This is a genomic window from Caballeronia sp. LZ019, from assembly GCF_031450825.1.
Lineage (GTDB): Bacteria > Pseudomonadota > Gammaproteobacteria > Burkholderiales > Burkholderiaceae > Caballeronia.
Genome location: NZ_JARTVZ010000004.1, coordinates 186,721 through 203,647, shown reverse-complemented (window position 1 = coordinate 203,647; position 16,927 = coordinate 186,721). Strand labels below are relative to the sequence as shown.

The 16,927-nt window shown below is 65.3% G+C and carries 14 protein-coding genes and 2 pseudogenes; 3 read left to right on the top strand and 13 right to left on the bottom strand.

The window, feature by feature from the left end; genetic code table 11:
* Positions 1-28: 28 nt before the first annotated feature.
* The 12 genes and pseudogenes from hpxZ to P9255_RS12665 all read right to left on the bottom strand — a co-directional run.
* A complete protein-coding gene (gene hpxZ / locus P9255_RS12720) occupies positions 29-427 on the bottom strand; it encodes an oxalurate catabolism protein HpxZ (RefSeq protein ID WP_309789791.1) in 399 nt (132 codons plus the stop codon).
* A 21-nt stretch (positions 428-448) separates the two neighbouring features.
* Positions 449-1,096: pseudogene (locus P9255_RS12715) on the bottom strand (cysteine hydrolase family protein); the annotation flags it as partial.
* A 4-nt stretch (positions 1,097-1,100) separates the two neighbouring features.
* Entirely contained in the window at positions 1,101-2,099 is a 999-nt protein-coding gene (locus P9255_RS12710; protein ID WP_309789676.1) for a formamidase, read from the bottom strand.
* Between the two features lie 13 nt (positions 2,100-2,112).
* Entirely contained in the window at positions 2,113-3,705 is a 1,593-nt protein-coding gene (locus tag P9255_RS12705; protein ID WP_309789675.1) for an ABC transporter ATP-binding protein, read from the bottom strand.
* A gap of 2 nt (positions 3,706-3,707) precedes the next feature.
* Positions 3,708-4,400 (bottom strand): isochorismatase family cysteine hydrolase, encoded by a 693-nt coding sequence (locus tag P9255_RS12700; RefSeq protein WP_309789674.1) that lies wholly within the window; start codon positions 4,398-4,400, stop codon positions 3,708-3,710.
* Positions 4,401-4,420: 20 nt separating this feature from the next.
* Entirely contained in the window at positions 4,421-5,347 is a 927-nt protein-coding gene (locus P9255_RS12695; protein ID WP_309789673.1) for an ABC transporter permease, read from the bottom strand.
* The gene (locus P9255_RS12690) at positions 5,340-6,455 is read right to left on the bottom strand and encodes an ABC transporter permease (protein WP_309789672.1); all 1,116 of its coding nucleotides are present in this window, start codon (positions 6,453-6,455) and stop codon (positions 5,340-5,342) included. Before P9255_RS12690 ends, P9255_RS12695 begins: the two co-directional genes overlap by 8 nt.
* A 19-nt stretch (positions 6,456-6,474) precedes the next feature.
* Positions 6,475-7,572 carry a BMP family ABC transporter substrate-binding protein gene (locus tag P9255_RS12685; RefSeq protein ID WP_309789671.1) on the bottom strand — a complete coding sequence of 366 codons (1,098 nt, stop codon included), beginning with the start codon at positions 7,570-7,572 and terminating at the stop codon, positions 6,475-6,477.
* Between the two features lie 26 nt (positions 7,573-7,598).
* Positions 7,599-9,407 carry an allophanate hydrolase gene (gene atzF / locus P9255_RS12680; RefSeq protein ID WP_309789670.1) on the bottom strand — a complete coding sequence of 603 codons (1,809 nt, stop codon included), beginning with the start codon at positions 9,405-9,407 and terminating at the stop codon, positions 7,599-7,601.
* Positions 9,408-9,653: 246 nt separating this feature from the next.
* A complete protein-coding gene (locus P9255_RS12675; protein WP_309789669.1) occupies positions 9,654-11,522 on the bottom strand; it encodes a serine hydrolase domain-containing protein in 1,869 nt (622 codons plus the stop codon).
* Between the two features lie 479 nt (positions 11,523-12,001).
* On the bottom strand, positions 12,002-12,724 hold the full coding sequence (locus tag P9255_RS12670) for a substrate binding domain-containing protein (RefSeq protein ID WP_309789790.1): 723 nt from the start codon (positions 12,722-12,724) through the stop codon (positions 12,002-12,004).
* A 36-nt stretch (positions 12,725-12,760) separates the two neighbouring features.
* Positions 12,761-12,952 (bottom strand): annotated as a pseudogene (locus P9255_RS12665) (LysR family transcriptional regulator); the annotation flags it as partial.
* A gap of 105 nt (positions 12,953-13,057) precedes the next feature.
* On the opposite strand from P9255_RS12665, the gene P9255_RS12660 reads away from it, so the two are divergent.
* Together P9255_RS12660 and P9255_RS12655 are read left to right on the top strand one after the other, a co-directional pair.
* The gene (locus P9255_RS12660; RefSeq protein WP_309789668.1) at positions 13,058-13,810 is read left to right on the top strand and encodes an SDR family oxidoreductase; all 753 of its coding nucleotides are present in this window, start codon (positions 13,058-13,060) and stop codon (positions 13,808-13,810) included.
* Positions 13,811-13,937: 127 nt separating this feature from the next.
* A complete protein-coding gene (locus tag P9255_RS12655) occupies positions 13,938-14,990 on the top strand; it encodes a sensor domain-containing diguanylate cyclase (protein ID WP_309789667.1) in 1,053 nt (350 codons plus the stop codon).
* A 132-nt stretch (positions 14,991-15,122) separates the two neighbouring features.
* Here P9255_RS12655 and P9255_RS12650 read toward each other — a convergent pair whose 3' ends face one another.
* Positions 15,123-15,956 (bottom strand): LysR family transcriptional regulator, encoded by an 834-nt coding sequence (locus tag P9255_RS12650; RefSeq protein WP_309789665.1) that lies wholly within the window; start codon positions 15,954-15,956, stop codon positions 15,123-15,125.
* Between the two features lie 198 nt (positions 15,957-16,154).
* On the opposite strand from P9255_RS12650, the gene P9255_RS12645 reads away from it, so the two are divergent.
* Entirely contained in the window at positions 16,155-16,916 is a 762-nt protein-coding gene (locus P9255_RS12645) for an SDR family oxidoreductase (protein WP_309789664.1), read from the top strand.
* Positions 16,917-16,927: the final 11 nt, after the last annotated feature.

Genomic DNA, 16,927 nt, shown 5'->3' with positions numbered 1-16,927 from the left:
CGATTCGATGTCTCCTGCAAGAGCTTTTTCAGGGCGCGTCGATGAGGCTCACATGCGCCGCGACGATGATCCATCCCGCGAATGCGTTCATCTTGTCCGAAAGTCGCGCCCATGTCTGCATCTGACGGCCCAGCAACGGCGTCGCGTCGCTCGTGAATTCGGTGCTCACGGTAGCGTAGTCGGCGCCGAACGTCGTCACGACCGTGCGATGCAGGCGCCGTGAACGCGGCACCGGCGCACAGGTTTCGCGCCATCGCCGGATGGCGTCGCCGCCATGCTGGACTTCGGCGATGCCGTAGCGCACCGTCTGCGGCGCGTGCCAGAAGAGCGCGTTCATGGTGGCGACGTCGTTGTCGACGAGCGCCCGCTCATACGCGACGAACGCGCGCTCGACTTCCGCCACCGTTTCCGGACGGTTCAGTTCCATCGTCATGGGTCTGGCCTCCTGCAGGTCGGCGAGCATCGCCGTCCATCCGACGATCCCGCCTTGCGAGCGGATCATCTCGATGGTCGCAGTCTTGAACGCGGGGATGTAGCTGGCCGTCGCGTCTTCGATCAGCACGCATTCGTAGCCGCGATCGTTCGCTTCCCGCATGCTCGTCTGCACGCACACCTCGGTCGTCACGCCTGCGAAGACGAGATGCGTGATGCCGCGTTGCGCCAGTTCCTCGCCAAGCCGCGTTGCATGGAACGCGCCCTTGCCCGGCTTGTCGACGACGAGTTCGCCCGCGACGGGCGCAACGGCATCGACGATGGCATTGCCCGGTTCGCCACGCACGAGGATACGGCCCATCGGACCCATGTCGCCGATGCGCGCCTGCGGTGCGCCGCGCAGCCGCTTGGCATCGGGACAATCCGAAAGATCCGGCGCATGCGACTCGCGCGTATGCACCACGAGCCAGCCCTGCTCGCGCGCATGACCGATGAGGCGCGCGACCGCCGGCACGATCGACGAAAGCAGCGACACGTCGTTGCGCAACGCTTCACCGAAGCCGCCAGGCTCGATGAAATCGCGCTGCATGTCGATGACGACGAGCGCCGTATGCGATGCCTCGAATGAAAACGGCGACGGCCGTGCGCGCGTGATGGTCGGCATCGCGTCAGCCCTCGTAGCGGCGTTCGGGCGCCGGATACCCGCACGGCGTACCGTCCGTCACGACGACATCGTCTTCCCACGGCAGGCGATATTCGCCGCGCACCATGTCGTGCATGAACGTGTACGGGCAGTCCTGCGCCCCGCCCTTCACGGCCACATAGCCCCGATGCCCCAGCTGGTAGACGTTGTTCTCGACGCCCCAGTGCGTGCGCGCTTCGCGCACGAGATCGGGGCGCATCTCGCAGGTGATGATTTCATCGGGACGATGGCTGCCTTCCACCATCACCGCGCCGTCGAAATCGCAGAACATGCCTTCGCCCATCGAGTCGACCGTGCCGTCGCTGCCGCACAGACACACGCTCGCGGTCTGGGCGAGATTCTGAAACGCGTTGGACTGGTTGGTGATCTTCCATGCGTGACGGATGGGCGCGGTGTAGCCCGCCGTGCGCAGGATGATCTCGGCGCCCTTGTACGCGGCTTCGCGCGCCATCTCCGGAAACATGCCGTCGTGACAGATGATGAGCGAGAGCTTCGCGCCTTTCGGCCCGATGCACACCGGCACGCCGACATTGCCCGGCTCCCACGGCTCGACCGGCACCCACGGATGCAGCTTGCGGTAGTAGAGCTTGATCTCGCCCTGATCGTCGATGACGATGCCGCTGTTATAAGGATTGCCGCCCGGATTGCGCTCCATGATGGAAAAGCATCCCCAGATGCGATGCTCGATGCACGCCGCCCTGAACGCGGCCACTTCGGGACCGTCGAGCGAGCACATGATGGCATCGTCGGTGCGCATCGACAGGCCGTGCAGCATGTATTCGGGGAACACGACGAGATCCATCGCCGGATTGTTGCGGCGCGCCTTGCTCACCATGTCGACGATGCGCCGTGTTTGCGCGGCAAGCTGCCCGGGCGTCGCCACTTCCGGATTCTGCAACTGCACGAGTCCCACGACGACGCCGTGCGGCGACTTGTTCAACCCACCGAGACCACTCGAACTCATCTTGCTTGCTCCTTCATGCGTGAACGGTTGCGGGTTCCGTCGCGCCGGGTTCGGCGTGTTCGACGTGGCCCGCCATGTGTCTTCCCAACGCGACGCGATCCGCGCCGCTCGCAGCCGTTTCGTGTACCAGCCGCCCTTCCGCGATCACCGCGATGCGGTCCGCCAGTTCCAGCAGTTCGTCGAGGTCCTCGCTGACGAGCAGCACGGCAGCACCCGTGTCGCGTGCGGCGAGAATGCGTGCATGGATGTCCGCGACCGATGCGAAGTCGAGCCCGAACACCGGATTCGCGACGATGAGCACATCGACCGCCTGTCCGAGCTCGCGTGCAAGCACCGCGCGCTGCACGTTGCCGCCCGACAGCGTGCCGATAGCGCGCGCGGGCACCTGCGGCTTCACGTTGAATTCGGCGATGAGCCGTTCGGCCCGCTCGCGCATCGCGCGGCGATCGAGCCGCCAGCCGTGGCGCTTCATCGGCGCGCGGTCGAAATCCCGCAACGCGAGGTTATCCGCGATGCTCATGCTGGCGACGCACGCATTGCGCAACGGTTCCTCGGGCAATGCGAACACGCGCAGCCGCGTCATCTCCTCGCGCGTCGCCCTATAGGGCTCGCCGTGCATGCGCATCTCACCCGCCTCGACGCGCCGTTGCCCAACCAGCGCCTCGATCAGCTCCTTTTGTCCGTTGCCCGATACGCCTGCGATGCCGAGTATTTCACCCGACCTCACCGCGAGCGAGACCTCGCGCACGGCCGTATGCCCGCGATCGTCAACCACGCTCAGGTCTTTCAGCGCGAGACGCACCGGCGCATCCGATGGACACGGCCGGCGCGCGCGCCGCGCGCCGGCCAGTTCCGGATCGTCCGTCACGGCTTCGCCGCCCATCATCCATGCCGCAAGCCTGTCGCGGCTCGTGTCCGCCACCGCGCTCGTGCCGACCAGCCTGCCCTTGCGCAGCACGGTGACATCGTCGGCGTAGGCCATTACTTCGCGGAACTTGTGCGTGATCATCAGCACCGTCAGTTCGCGGCGCGTGGCGAGATCGCGCATCAGGCCGAGCACTTCGTCGGCTTCCTGCGGCGTCAGCACGGACGTCGGTTCGTCGAGAATCAGAAAACGCTGCTGCAGATAGAGCTGCTTCAATATCTCGAGCTTCTGCTTTTCCCCTGCGGCGAGACCGGAAACGGGCGCATCGAGCGGCAGGCGAAACGGCATCGACCGCATGAAGGCCTCGAGCGCGGCGCGCTCAGTCGCCCAGTGGATCTTCCACGGCAAGCGGCCGCGCGCGAGCAGCAGGTTCTCTTCGACCGACAAACCCGCAGCCAGCGTGAAATGCTGATAGACCATGCCGATGCCGAGCGCCTGCGCATCGCGCGGCGACGCGATCTTCACCTGCCGCGCCTCCGCGATGATCTCCCCGTCGTCGAGCACGCCGTAACCGACGAGTCCCTTCACGAGCGTGCTCTTGCCCGCGCCGTTCTCGCCGAGCAGCGCATGGACGGTGCCCGCGCGCACCTTGAGCGTCACGCCGTCGAGCGCGGTGAAGGCGCCGAAGCGCTTGGTCGCGCCCAGCACTTCGACGCCCATCGCCTGGATCGATGCGCTCATGATCAGCGTCCCAGCGCGGCGAGCAGCGCCTTCGAATCCGACACCGTGCCGAACACGCCGCCCTGCATCAGGACCATGTTGAGCGCGGCGTCGTGATTGCCCCGGTCGGTCGCGCCGCAGCAGTCCGCGAGAATCGTGCATTCGAAGCCGCGATCGTTCGCTTCGCGCATCGTCGTGTGGACGCAGACATCCGTCGTAATGCCCGTCAGCACCAGATTGACGATGCCGCGCGTGCGCAGCACCATCTCGAGGTCGGTAGCGCAGAACGAGCCTTTGCCCGGCTTGTCGATGACGATCTCGCCTGCGGCCGGCTTCAGTTCGTCGATGATCTCCCAGCCCGGTTCGCCGCGCACGAGAATCCTGCCGCACGGTCCATCGTCGCCGATTCCCACGCCGTTCGTTCCGGCGCGGCGGCTTCGCCATCGCTTGTTGGCGGGCAGGTCGGAGAGATCAGGCCGATGCCCTTCCCGTGTATGGATGATCGTGAAGCCCTGCTCGCGCATCAGCGTGAGGACGTTGCGGATCGGCTCGATGGGCGCGCGCGTCATCGAGAGGTCGTAGCCCATCTTGTCAACATAGCCGCCGATGCCGCAGAAGTCCGTCTGCATGTCGATGATGACGAGCGCGGTGTTGTCCGGGCGAAGGTTGCCGTCGTAGGGCCACGGATAGGGCCGTGCTTCGATGAAGCGGGTCATGGTTTCGCTCCGTGAATGGATCAGCGAGTAAGACTGAGTTCGCCGGGCGCGCCGGCGAGCGTACGGTCCGGACGGCAGTTGACGATCATGATCGCGAGGGTCAGCACATAGGGCGCGGCGTTGAAGAGGTAATACCCGCTCGTGACGCCTATCGCCTGCAGGGCAGGACCGAGCGCGCCCGCCGCCCCGAAAATCAATGCGGCCCACAGGCAGCGCAACGGCTGCCAGCGCGCGAAGATGACGAGCGCAACGGCCATCAGGCCCTGTCCGCTCGACAGACCTTCGTTCCAGCTTCCGGGATACACCAGCGAGAGATACGCGCCGCCGACACCCGCCAGAAATCCCCCGGCGGTCGTCGCGAGGATGCGCACGCGCGTGATTGGATAACCCATTGCGCGAGCGCTTTCCGCATTCTCGCCGACGAGACGCAGCGCGAGACCCCAGCGCGTATGACGCAGGCCCCATTGCAACGCGAAGGCCAGCAGCACGCCGACGATAAAAAGCGGATTCACATGCAGCGCGTTGTGCAGCTGCGGGGAAGACGCCCAGGCGCCGAGATCGATGGAGGGCAGCATCGGCGCCTGCGGCTCGATGAACGGCTTGCCGAGATAGAACGCGAGGCCGGTGCCGGCGAGCATCAACGCGATGCCGAATGCAATGTCCGACACGCGCGGCAGCGAGCACACGAGACCGTGCAGACAGCCGAGCAGCAGCCCCGCGCATCCGGCGGCGAGCACGCCCAGCCACGGCGAACCGGAGAGACAGGCGGCGGCGTAACCGGTCATCGCGCCCGAAACGAGAATGCCTTCGAGGCCCAGATTGACGCGGCCGCCCTTCTCCGTCAGGCATTCGCCGATGCTCACGAAGAGATAGGGCGTGCTGACGCGGATCGCGCCTGCGAACAGCGACAGCAACAGCACCGCGACAGGGGAATGCGCGTCAAACATGTGTGCCCTCCAGTGCGGCCGATGAGTGCGCGGCCGGCATCGCCTGCAAGCGGATGCGCCATGCCGCGAGACGGCCGCTCATCGCTTCCCAGGCGAGCAGGTTGGCGAACAGCAGCCCTTGCAGCACGTGCGTGGTGGCGTCGGGCAGGCCGAGACGGCGTTGCAGCAGCGAGCCGCTCGCCTCGATGCCACCGACGAGAACCGCGCACAGAACGATCGCGAGCGGATTCTGACGCGCCGCGAACGCGACGAGAAGGCCCGCATAGCCGTAGCCCGCGAGCAGCGAGGCGTTCGCGCTGCCCTGCACCGCCGCGACTTCGAACATGCCGGCGAGACCCGCTGCCGCGCCGCCCATCGCGCAAGCAGCGATGGCGAGCCTGTCAACCGGCAGACCGACGAGCTTCGCCGCATGGTTGTTGCCGCCCGCGACCCGCATCGCGAATCCCTTGGTGCTGTGACGCACGAACACCCATGCCGCAAGGCACGCGAGCGCGCCCCAGAACAAGCCCCAGTGCACGTCGAGGCCGGGCAGCGAGCCGATCGCCAGCGCATCGGGAACGGGCGGCGTCGAGGGCTTGTTGAGGCTCGCGGGATCGCGCAACGGGCCTTCGACCAGATGCTTGAACAACGCAATTGCGATATACGACATCAACAGGCTGCTGATGGTCTCGTTGACGCCGCGCCACTGCCGCATCGCGCCGACCGCGCCGATCCACCCGCCGCCCGCGAGCATGCCCGCGATCGCCATCAGCGGCGCAGCGATGAACCAGGGCATCGCGGCCGGCACGAGCGTCGCCACGGCTGCCGACGCCAGTCCGCCGAACGCGAGCGCCCCCTCCCCGCCGATGACGATCAGCCCGACTTGCGCGGGCAGCGCGACGCACAGCGCCGTGAGCATCAACGGTGCGGCGCGCAACAACGTGCTTTGCCAGGCGAACGACGAGCCGAACGCACCCTGCGCGATCAAGAGGAGCGCATCGTCGGCGGGTTGGCCCTGCACGAGCAGGAACAACGAGAACAGCGTCAGCGTGCCGATGAGCGCGCACAGCGTCGGCAGTGCGGGGAACACGCCGAGGGCCGCGCGCCGTAACAGCGATGAGGAGTGCATGCAGGCTCCGCGTACTGGATCAGATCTGCCCGACGACGCCAGAGACCAGATAATTCATACTTTCGAGCTTGATATCCGTCTGCGCGTACGCCGTGCCGGACGCAATGGCGTTGCCGCCCTTGTTGTCCTTCATCGGGCCTTTGAAGATCATGTAGTCCCCCGCGGCCATCTTCGACTTGATCGCGTCCGCATTGGTCCGGGCGTCGGGGGTGACCTTCGCGCCGTACGGCGACATCTTCACGAAGCCTTGCTTGAGGCCGCCGCGCAGGATGTTCGGTTGCGGCTTGCCGGCCTGCGTGTCGGCCACGATTTCCCTGAACGGCGTCTGCCAGTCCCACTCCGCGCCCGTCAGATAGCCCTTCGGCGCGAGCGCGGCCTGGCTCGCGTGATAGCCGCAACTCATTGCGCCGCGCTTCTCCGCCGTTTCGATGACGACCTTCGGGCCATCGACGTGACAAGTCAGCACATCGCACCCCTGATCGACGAGACTGTTGGCCGCTTCCGCTTCCTTGACCGGCATCGACCAGTCGCCGGTGAAGATCACATGCGTGGTGATCGACGGATCGACCGATTGCGCGCCGAGCGTGAACGCGTTGATGTTGCGCAGCACTTGCGGGATCGGCTTTGCGGCAACGAAACCGAGCTTCTTGCTCTTGCTCGCGTGCCCGGCGACCACGCCGTTGAGATACTGGCACTCGTCGATATAGCCGAAGTAGCTCGCGATGTTCGGCGGGTTGCCCTGCTTCCAGAGACCGCCGCAGTGAGCGAAGCGGACCTTCGGATACTTCGCGGCCATCTTGAGCACGTGCGGATCAAAGTAGCCGAACGAGGTCGCGAAGATGAGCGTCGCGCCGTCCTGCTCGATCATCGCTTCCATCGTTTTTTGCACTGCGACCGTCTCGGGCACGTTCTCTTCTTCGACCACTTTCACGCCCGGCATCTTCTTGATGACCGCCGCTGCCTGCGCCTGCGCCTGGTTGTAGCCGTAGTCTCCCTTCGCGCCGACGTAGATCACGCCGACGGTGAGATTGCTTGCGCCGAAAGCGAGATCGAACGGCAAGGCGCTGCCGAGCGCAAGCGCGCCCGCGCCTTTGATGAACTGGCGGCGATTGGTCATGATGTGGCTTCCTGTGTGGGTAATCGTTAATGTTGCGAGGCGAGGCTCAGCCGATAAGCGCGCCAGCCGCCGAACGAAGTGATGTCGCGTGCGCCGCTTTCCGGTGCGACGGCGGCCGGCTCGCAGATGAAGCCTTTGACGTCGCGGCCATCGCCGGTGGTGATCGTGCCGATACCGAGCGGCGCGGGAATCGCCGCGACGAAGGCGCCGACGCTGCGCATCGGCATCTCCCACAGCTCGATGGCAATGGCGCTGCCTCCCGTGTGCGTGCGCACGAGACCCGGCTTGGGCGGATCGGTATCGGCGAGCGCGAAGAGCATGTAATCCGGCGACGTCACGCTTTCCTCGATGAACCGCGCGCCCGCCTGTTTCATCTGCCATTCGAGCGGCATGCCGCGCAGATGCGCCCCGACGACCGCGAGCGTGATGGCCGGTTCGTTGAGCGGCAACGGATCGATCACCGCGTCGTGCGCAGCGGCCTTCAGGAGCGCCTCTATGCGTGCGCCGAGCACGGCGAGCCGCTGATCGGCCCCGGCCGGTCCGATCAGCGTGATGCCGGCGGGCAAGCCGTCGGCGCGGGCAAGGCCGGGCACGGCCAGCGCACAGAGGTCGAGCAGATTGACGAAGTTCGTGTAGACGCCGAGACGGCTGTTCGCTTCGACTGGCGCGGCCTGCACGTCGGCGATGGACGGATGCGTGGGCGTCGTCGGAACGATCAGCACATCGGCCGTTTCGAAGAGCGCTTCGGCTTCGCGCTTCAGCAGCATCAGTTCGTACTGGCCGTCGAACGCATCGGCGGCCAAGAACGCATCGGCCTTGCCGATCACTTTTGCGACCGTCGGGTCGATATCGCCGTGATTCGAGATGAAGAAATCGCCCAGGGCCGCGCGGCGCTCCGCGACCCACGGGCCGTCGTAGAGCAGCGCGGCGGTGCGCTGCATCGGCGCAAAGGAGAACGTCGCGGGCTGGAGCCGCAGCCGGTCGAGCGTGGCGGCGAAGGCATCGGCCGCATGCGTGTCGCCGAAGAATTCGAGCGTGTCGGGGATCGCGACACGCGGCGCGTCTTTCAGCGAGCCGAGCGATGCGACGCAGCGCGAGTAGCCGTCGAGCGCATCGAAGGCGGCCATCTGTTGCAGCACGCGCCACGCATCGCCGACGTCGTGCGCGAAGATCGACAACGTGTCGAGGCTCCTGCATGCGGGCACGACGCCGCGCTTGCTGACGAGTCCGAGCGTCGGTTTCAGTCCGACGATGCCGTTGAAGCCCGCCGGCACGCGGCCCGATCCGGCGGTGTCGGTGCCGAGTGAAAACGCGACAATGCCCTGCGCCACCGTCACCGCCGAACCCGAGCTGGACCCGCCCGACACACGGCCGGGGTGATCGACCTGCCGCACGGCGCCGAAGGGCGACCGCGTGCCGACGAGCCCGGTTGCGAACTGATCGAGGTTCGTCTTGCCGATGAGGATCGCGCCCGCATCGATCAGACGCTGCACCGCGAATGCGGTCTCGTTCGGGGTATAGGCGAACGCGGGGCACCCGGCGGTGGTCGGCAATCCCGCGATATCGATGTTGTCCTTTACCGCGAACGGTACGCCGAACAACGGCTTGCGCTCGAACACCGCGGCGCCGGTGTCGGCGAGTTCGCGTGCGAGTGCCGCCGCGTTGGCTTCTAGTTGCGATGCAGGCACAACGAGCGTCCACGCTTCCGGGCGATCGCTGGCTTCGATGCGCGCAAGCGTCGATGCGACCACCTGCAACGGATCGATGTCGCCGCGCGTATAGGCTTCGACGAGCGAGCGGACGGTGAACGGTACATCGGCGACAGACGCTTTCATGAGTTCAATCTTGAATACAAGTTGAGACTCATAACGCACTGTCCGTGCCAACGCACACTTACCTCTATGAAATAAAGACTTGCGTCAGCGGGATGGAGATGCGCCCGTGGGAGCATGCGCCATGCGGGTTCATGGATCAGCCATCGCTGGTGCACTCGCTCCCACTGACAGTGCACCGATCGAGGGCGAATGCCGGCAGAAATCCTTCGTAATACCGATTATTTCTGCACGCCCCGTCGCGCATCCTCAGATCCGCGCATAGATGGAACTGCCGATGGTCAATGTCGTCGCCGCAGGCGAATCGAAACGAATGTCGTACAGGTCGCGCCCGAAATTGCCCGGCACCTTGACGGACATGGCACCGAGCGTGTCGCTCACCGGCACGATCAGCTGATAGCGAAGATCTTCGTTGCCGTACAGCACGTAGCCGGGAAGTTCGCTCAGTGTCGCGAAGAAGCCGGGCGGATTGCCGAGAACGGCAATGGGCACTGCGCTCGGCGAATCGTTGGTCAGTGTCCATTGCGTGCCGACGCGTTGCTGCCACGTGCCGTCGAGCGCTGCGAGCGGTGCGAGTTGCTGACCGACGGGCAGCGTCAGATAGGCGTAGCCCGCGCCCGGCACCACTCGCTTCATCAGATAACGGTAGCTGAACGCATTGCCCTCGCTATCCTTCCCCGATACGACCGCGAAACGATACGACGCCGTGTCGGTATCGCTCCACCACCAGCCGTCGCTGCGATACCGGTATGTGCCGATGGGCGCCCAGCCGCGCGTATCGGCTTGCCACTGGTTGATCTGCAAGTTGCCGTCCGCTCTTGCGATTACCTGATACGGCGCATCGGAGTTGCCATAGATGCCCGCGCCGCTCGCAACGCCCGGCCCGGATGCGGCAGGCGGCGCCGTGGTGGCAGTTTTCGGCGGCAGCGCCGCGATCGTGCCGTCCTCGCGCAACGCCGACAGCACCAGAGTCTCGGCAATGGTCCGGGCATCGTAGCCTGCATTGCCGGTCACGAGCAGCGCAAACCGGGAGTTCGGCACGACGAAGAACTCGGTCGAATAGAAGGCGGTGCCGCCATCTTTTTCCCAGCCGGGCACTCCGGCGGCGTTGAGCGCGGGCTGTACGACACTGTCCCAGCCCAGCCCCCAGCGCCATTCCGGCGACGGGTTGATCGTCAGGCTCTGCGTCTGATCCGCGCCCATCTGCGCGATGCCCGCCGCCGACACGATGCGCCGTCCCTGAAACACGCCGCCGCCATAGAGCATCTGCGCGAGATTCATCATGTCGGCAGGCGTGGAACTCAGTCCGCCGGTCGCATACGCGTTGACGAATTCCTGATGCTCGATCCCGCCGACGAACGGCAGCGAGAACGATCCGCTGGAAGGCACGCTTGTCAGATAGCCGGAGCGGGTCATCTGCAGCGGCGCGAGTATCTCCGCCTGCACGAAGTCTGCGAAGCTCCGGCCCGTCACGGCCAGCACGATCTGTTCGACGAGCGTGAAGCCGTCGTTGCAATAGACGGCCAGCTCGCCGGGCAGATGCTTCAGATGCGAGTTCGCGAGTTCCGCTTGCGTGTCGGCCGCATAGCCCGCGACCGGTTCGAACGTGAAGAGGTTGCGCCCGTTCGTGCCCGGCAGACCGGATGAATGCGACAGCAGATGACGGGTGGTGATGCGCGCGTACTCCGGCGACAGCATCGTGAAGGTCGGCAAATATTGGACGATGGGTGTGTCGAGCGCGATCAGCCCTCGATCGACGAGGATCATCGCCGCAAGAGCCGGAAACAGCTTGCTGACCGAGCCGATGTTGAAGCGCGTTTCGGGCGTCGCCTTCGTCTGCGTGGGCACGGACGCGATCCCGAACGCCTGCTTCCAGACCACGGTGTCGCCCTTGACCATTGCAACGGAGATCGCCGCGACGGGTTTGGATGGATCGCTGACGGCCTGCTGGATCAATTGCTGGCCGAGTGCAATGGTCTGCGGGTAAGGCGTCGAATGACTGTCGCCATTGCCGCAGCCGGGCAGCACCGCCGCGAGCACGCCGGCCCCGGTGTAGCCGAGAAACTGCCGGCGGCCTGCGTTGAAAGAAAGCTCGTTATTGCAATCGCATCTGGCCACGGCATTCCCCTTGGTTGAAGTTCCAGGACTGCGAAGCGCGTTCTTCTTGTTGACGGGCCGCGAGCGCGGCAAAGCATGCTTTCGAAGTTCGATCAGAGGGATGGTGACCGTCGATGACACGCAGCCCCCCGATCATTGCTGTCCTGACGAAGCGAAGTGACGAAGAAGTCGTGCTGTGCCACTCAGTCCAACGGCGTGATCAGATGCATTCCCAGCTTAAGTGGTTTAGCGATACTAGAGCAACGTCTCTTTCTGAGATACGGATATATGAGGCGGCTTGCCGCCGAGAGCGTCCGCCCGGTAGTGACGTGTTGGGGGAAAGCAGGGCCGGCCTGCGGGACGCGAAGACAGGCCTGCGAGTCCACAGGCCGGGCTTCTGCAAATGGTATGTCGCGTGTGACTCGACTGGAGACCTGTCCGACGCAAAGCCGCATGTCGAACATGGGATCGCAGCCCGAACGATGCGGCGGGTGCGACCTTCAGCCTTCGCGAGCACGAGTCTGTACCAGGACGTCCCATGGAGCGGGAGAGGGAAAAACGTCCTGAAGAAACGCGACAAAGGCTTTCACCGCCGGATTGCCGCGGCGACTCTCGGGCCACACGGCATGCAGATGAAACCGGTCATAGGCGAATTCGTGCAGCACGGGCACGAGTTCGCGCCGTTCAACGCAGGCCGCCGCGATATAGGTCGCCGAGATTCCGATGCCGGCGCCCGCGGCCAGCGCGGCGACGACGGCGTCGCTGGTATCGATGATCAGGGCCGACGGCGGTGTGGACTCGATGAGCTTCGAGCCCAGGTTGAAGGGCCACACGGCCTCCTGCCCCGTCGACTGATATCGGAAGTTGACGCAATCGTGCTGCAGCAGATCGTTCGGATGCTGCGGCACGCCCCGCTCGCGTAGATAGTTAGGCGATGCGAACGCGCAGATTCGATGCGGCGCAAGCCGGCGTGCGATCAACCGGGTGTCGCCGGGATCGCCGACCCGAATCGCGACATCCACACCCTCTTCGATCAGGTCGACGTAGCGATCGCTCAGACGGACATCGACGCTCACTTTCGGATGGCGTTGGCGAAACGCGGGCAAAGCGGGCGCGAGGATGTTCACGCCGACCGGCAACGGCGCCGTTACCTTCAGCATACCGGCCGGTTCCGCGCGTGCAGCGGCCACGCCTTGCTCGATGCCTTCGGCCTCGCGCAGCAACCTTTGCGTACGCTCCAGAAGATCCCGCCCTTCAGGAGTGAGCGTCAGCGAGCGCGTGGTCCGGCTGAACAGCCGGAGTCCGAAATTCTGCTCGAGCCGCTGAATACTCTTGCTCACGGCCGATGGCGAAACGGAAAGCGAGCGTGCAGCGGCCGTGTAGCTGCCGAGCGACGCAGCGCGTGCGAATGCGATCAGGCCGGTCAGCCTTTCGATGGCGATTTGTTCCATGGTGGAATCATTAAAGCGAACGATGGCCCGATTATCAAGCGTGGACTCGCGAATTAACCTTCTTTTCATCGAGACGCCAGGCCGGCGTCGTCAAAGGAGAAGGAAATGACCGGGAACATGCAGGACGCACACACCGCCCACACCGCGCTGTCAGGAAAGACGGTGCTCATCTTCGGCGGCACTTCCGGAATCGGTCTGGACGCCGCGATTCAGGCGCGTCGGGCGGGCGCGGACGTGATCGTCGTCGGCCGATCAGCGGATACGGCTCGTCGAGTCGCCACCGAGCATCGGCTGGCAGGCTGGCGAGCGGCCGATGTGACCGACGCGCAGGCATTGCAACAGGCGATACGCGACATCCCGCGCGTCGATCATCTGGTCCTGCTGGCGGGCACGTTCGTCTCGGGAACGGTTCGCGAGGCAGAGGTGTCACACCTGCGTGTGGCCTTCGAGGAACGCATCTGGGCGGCCGTGCATATCATTCGCGCGCTCGGAGACCGCCTGAGCGCCGATGGGTCGATTACCTTTATCTCCGGAAGTCTCGCCGACCGCCCGAACGCTTACGGGACAGCGGTGCTGGCGGCGGCATCGGCCGCCATGGAAGCGCTCGCGCGCGGCCTCGCGCTCGAACTTGCGCCGGTGCGCGTCAACACGCTCTCGCCCGGTCCCATCGACACGCCGATTCTGCGCAAGGCTCTCGGCGATGCGCGCGATCCGGTCGTGGCGCATCTCGAGAAAACGCTGCCGCTGCATCGTCCTGGCACCCCGAGCGAAGCGGGCGCGGGCGTCGTGTTTCTCATGGTAAACGGCTTCATGAACGGAGCGACGCTCAACGTCGATGGCGGCGCTCGCCTCGTCTGATGCGCAAGCGAAGACGGCGCCATGGGCCGAGGCCCGCTTCGCGCGGGCCCGCAGCATGCCTGCGCCATGTTCAAGACGCCGCCCCGATCGGCCGATAACGCTTTCACGCGTTATTCAACCGATCACGATGACTCACAACGAACACGACCCAGCCGGCAGCGCGCTCCAAGCCGAATTCCTCCGCCACGAGGCCAGCCTTGCGCCCCCGGGCCGCTCGCCCGGCGACGACGATCACCCTGTTTATCGCACGCTGCTGGAATCCACCCGCGCGATCCCCTGGAAGATCGACTGGGAGACGATGCAGTTCGCCTACATCGGCCCGCAGATCGAAGCGCTGCTCGGCTACGCGCCGTCGACCTGGAAGACGGTCGAGGACTGGGCCGCGCGCATGCATCCGGACGACCGCGAGGCCGTGGTGAATTTCTGCGTCGAGCAATCCCGGGCCGGCGCCGACCACGAAGCGGACTACCGCGCACTGACCGCCGATGGCGGTTATGTGTGGATTCGCGATGTGGTCCATGTCGCGCGCAAACAGAATGGCGATGTCGAGGCGCTGATCGGTTTCATGTTCGACATCAGCGAACGCAAGCGCATGGAGGAGCGGCTTGCTCACATGCAGCGCGAACTGGAACGCCTGTCGCTGTCCGACAGCCTGACGGGCGTCGGTAACCGTCGCATGTTCGATGCCGTCATCGCCCGCGAGTGGGCAAGCGCGGCGGTAGCGGGCAAGGCGCTCTCCCTCGTGATGATCGACATCGACTTCTTCAAGTCCTACAACGACTATTACGGTCATCTGCAGGGCGATGAATGTCTGAAGCGCATCGCACGCGTGCTCGGCGAAGCCGCCGGTCCGGACGCGTTCCTCGGCCGCTTCGGCGGCGAGGAGTTCGTGCTCGTGCTTCCCGAAACCGAGGCGGATGCCGCCGTGCGCGTCGCGGAGCGTTGCCGTACGCTGATCGGCGATGAAGCCATCGCGCACCTTCGCTCGCCGCACGGTCAGCGCGTCACCGCGAGCTTCGGCGTCGGCACCGTCGTGCCGAACGCAAACATCGACATCACCGCGTTCATCAATCTGACCGATGCGCAGCTTTATCAGGCCAAGGAGCAGGGGCGCAACCGTATTGCGGCGGTGGATCGCGCGGGTATCGGGGGCGAAGGGTTCAAGCTGCAGTCGCGCTGATTCTGCTGCTCCCGACGACAGACCTTCTTGCCCCGACGTCACGCGGGCGGCCTTGTCGCCGATAGCACGGCGCGAATCGGCACAGGTCTTCGCTTGCGACCGCAGCGACTTGAGTCCGGCGCGCGAAGCGCATTACGCGCGGCAAAGCCAGACAGGCTCCGAAAGATGATCGGCGAAGTAATCGGCCAGGGCCGTGACCTTTGCCGGCCGAGCCCGCGCCGACGGCGTCACGAAATACAAGCCGCCTCGCGTGAGATGCCAATCCGTCAGGATCGATTCGAGGCGGCCGTTTGCAAGATACTCGCCCGCAATGAACTCCGGCAGCTCGGCGATGGCCAGTCCCTGCAGCAGCATCGGCAGCAGCGCATCCGAGTTGGTTACACGCAGCGGACCCACCGGCGTGACGGGCTCCTCTTCGCCGGCATCGTTGACGAACCGCCATACCTCGTTGCGCGCCCGATAGGCATACGAGAGGCACGGCCGGCCCGCCAGCTCGCGCGGATGCGTCGGGCGGCCGCACCGCGCCAGATAGTCCGGCGACGCCACGACCAGTTGCGCGATCGGGCACAGGCGCTTCGCGACGAGCGAGGAATCGGGCAATGCGGCCATTCGCAACGCTGCATCGAAGCCCTGCGCGACGATATCTACCGTCGCGTCCGACAAATGAAGGTCCACGGATACTTCCGGATACGCCTGGAAAAAGCCCGGCAGCAGCGGCGCCACCCAGCGCAGCCCGAACGCCATCGAAACCGCCAGCCGGACGAGACCACGCGGCTGCACGGACATCTCGCGTGCGGCGCTCTCCGCTTCCTCCGCCTGACGATAGAGATCGCCCGCCTTCTCGGCGATCGTCCCGCCGAACTCGGTGAGCGCCAGTTGACGAGACGTCCGGTTGAGGAGCCGCGCGCCCAGCCGTTCCTCCAGGCGTGCGACGCCGCGCGAGACCGTCGCCACCGAGACGCCCATCGCCCTCGCGGCCGCTGCAAACGACCCCTCTTACGCGACCTTGGCGAACATCGCGAGTCCCTCGAAATCGGGCAGCTTGCTCATTTCGTTTTTGCAATGATGGTTTGCAGGCGATTCTATTTCGAAAAGCCGCGTGCGTCGATATTCTCCCCACATCGCTTCACCACTTATCGAAACGAATCCACAAGGAGAAACACCATGGCACGCAAGCTCGAAAGCAAGATCGCACTCGTCACCGGCGCCACCAGCGGCATCGGCCTCGCCACCGCAAAGCGGTTCGCCGCGGAAGGCGCGCACGTCTACATCACCGGCCGCCGTCAGCCGGAACTGGATGCAGCCGTCGCGGCCATCGGCGAGATCGGCACCGCGACCGGCCTTCGCGTCGACTCGTCGAAGCTCGATCAACTGGACGCACTCTACGAGCAGATTCGCGGCGAAAAGGGCCGGCTCGACGTGCTGTTCTCCAATGCAGGCGGCGGTTCGATGGTGCCGCTCGGCGACATCACGGAGGATCACTACCACGACACCTTCGACCGTAACGTGAAGGGCACGCTGTTCACGGTTCAGAAGGCGCTCCCGCTGCTGTCGCGAGGCGCATCGGTGATCCTGGCCGGTTCGACCGCCACCATCGAAGGCACGGCGGCGTTCAGCGTCTATTCGGCATCGAAGGCGGCGATCCGCAACTTTGCCCGTAGCTGGATCCTCGATCTGAAAGACCGCGGCATCCGCGTCAACACGATCAGCCCCGGCGCGACGAAGACGCCCGGCCTCGTCGATCTCGCGGGCCCGGACGCCGCGCAGCAACAAGGCTTGCTCGACTTCCTTGCATCGCGCATCCCTATGGGCCGCGTCGGTGATCCCAACGAGATCGCATCGGCTGCACTGTTCCTGGCATCGGACGACGCGAGCTTCGTGAACGGCGCGGAGTTGTTCGTCGACGGCGGTCAGGCACAGGTCTGAACGAGGCAAAC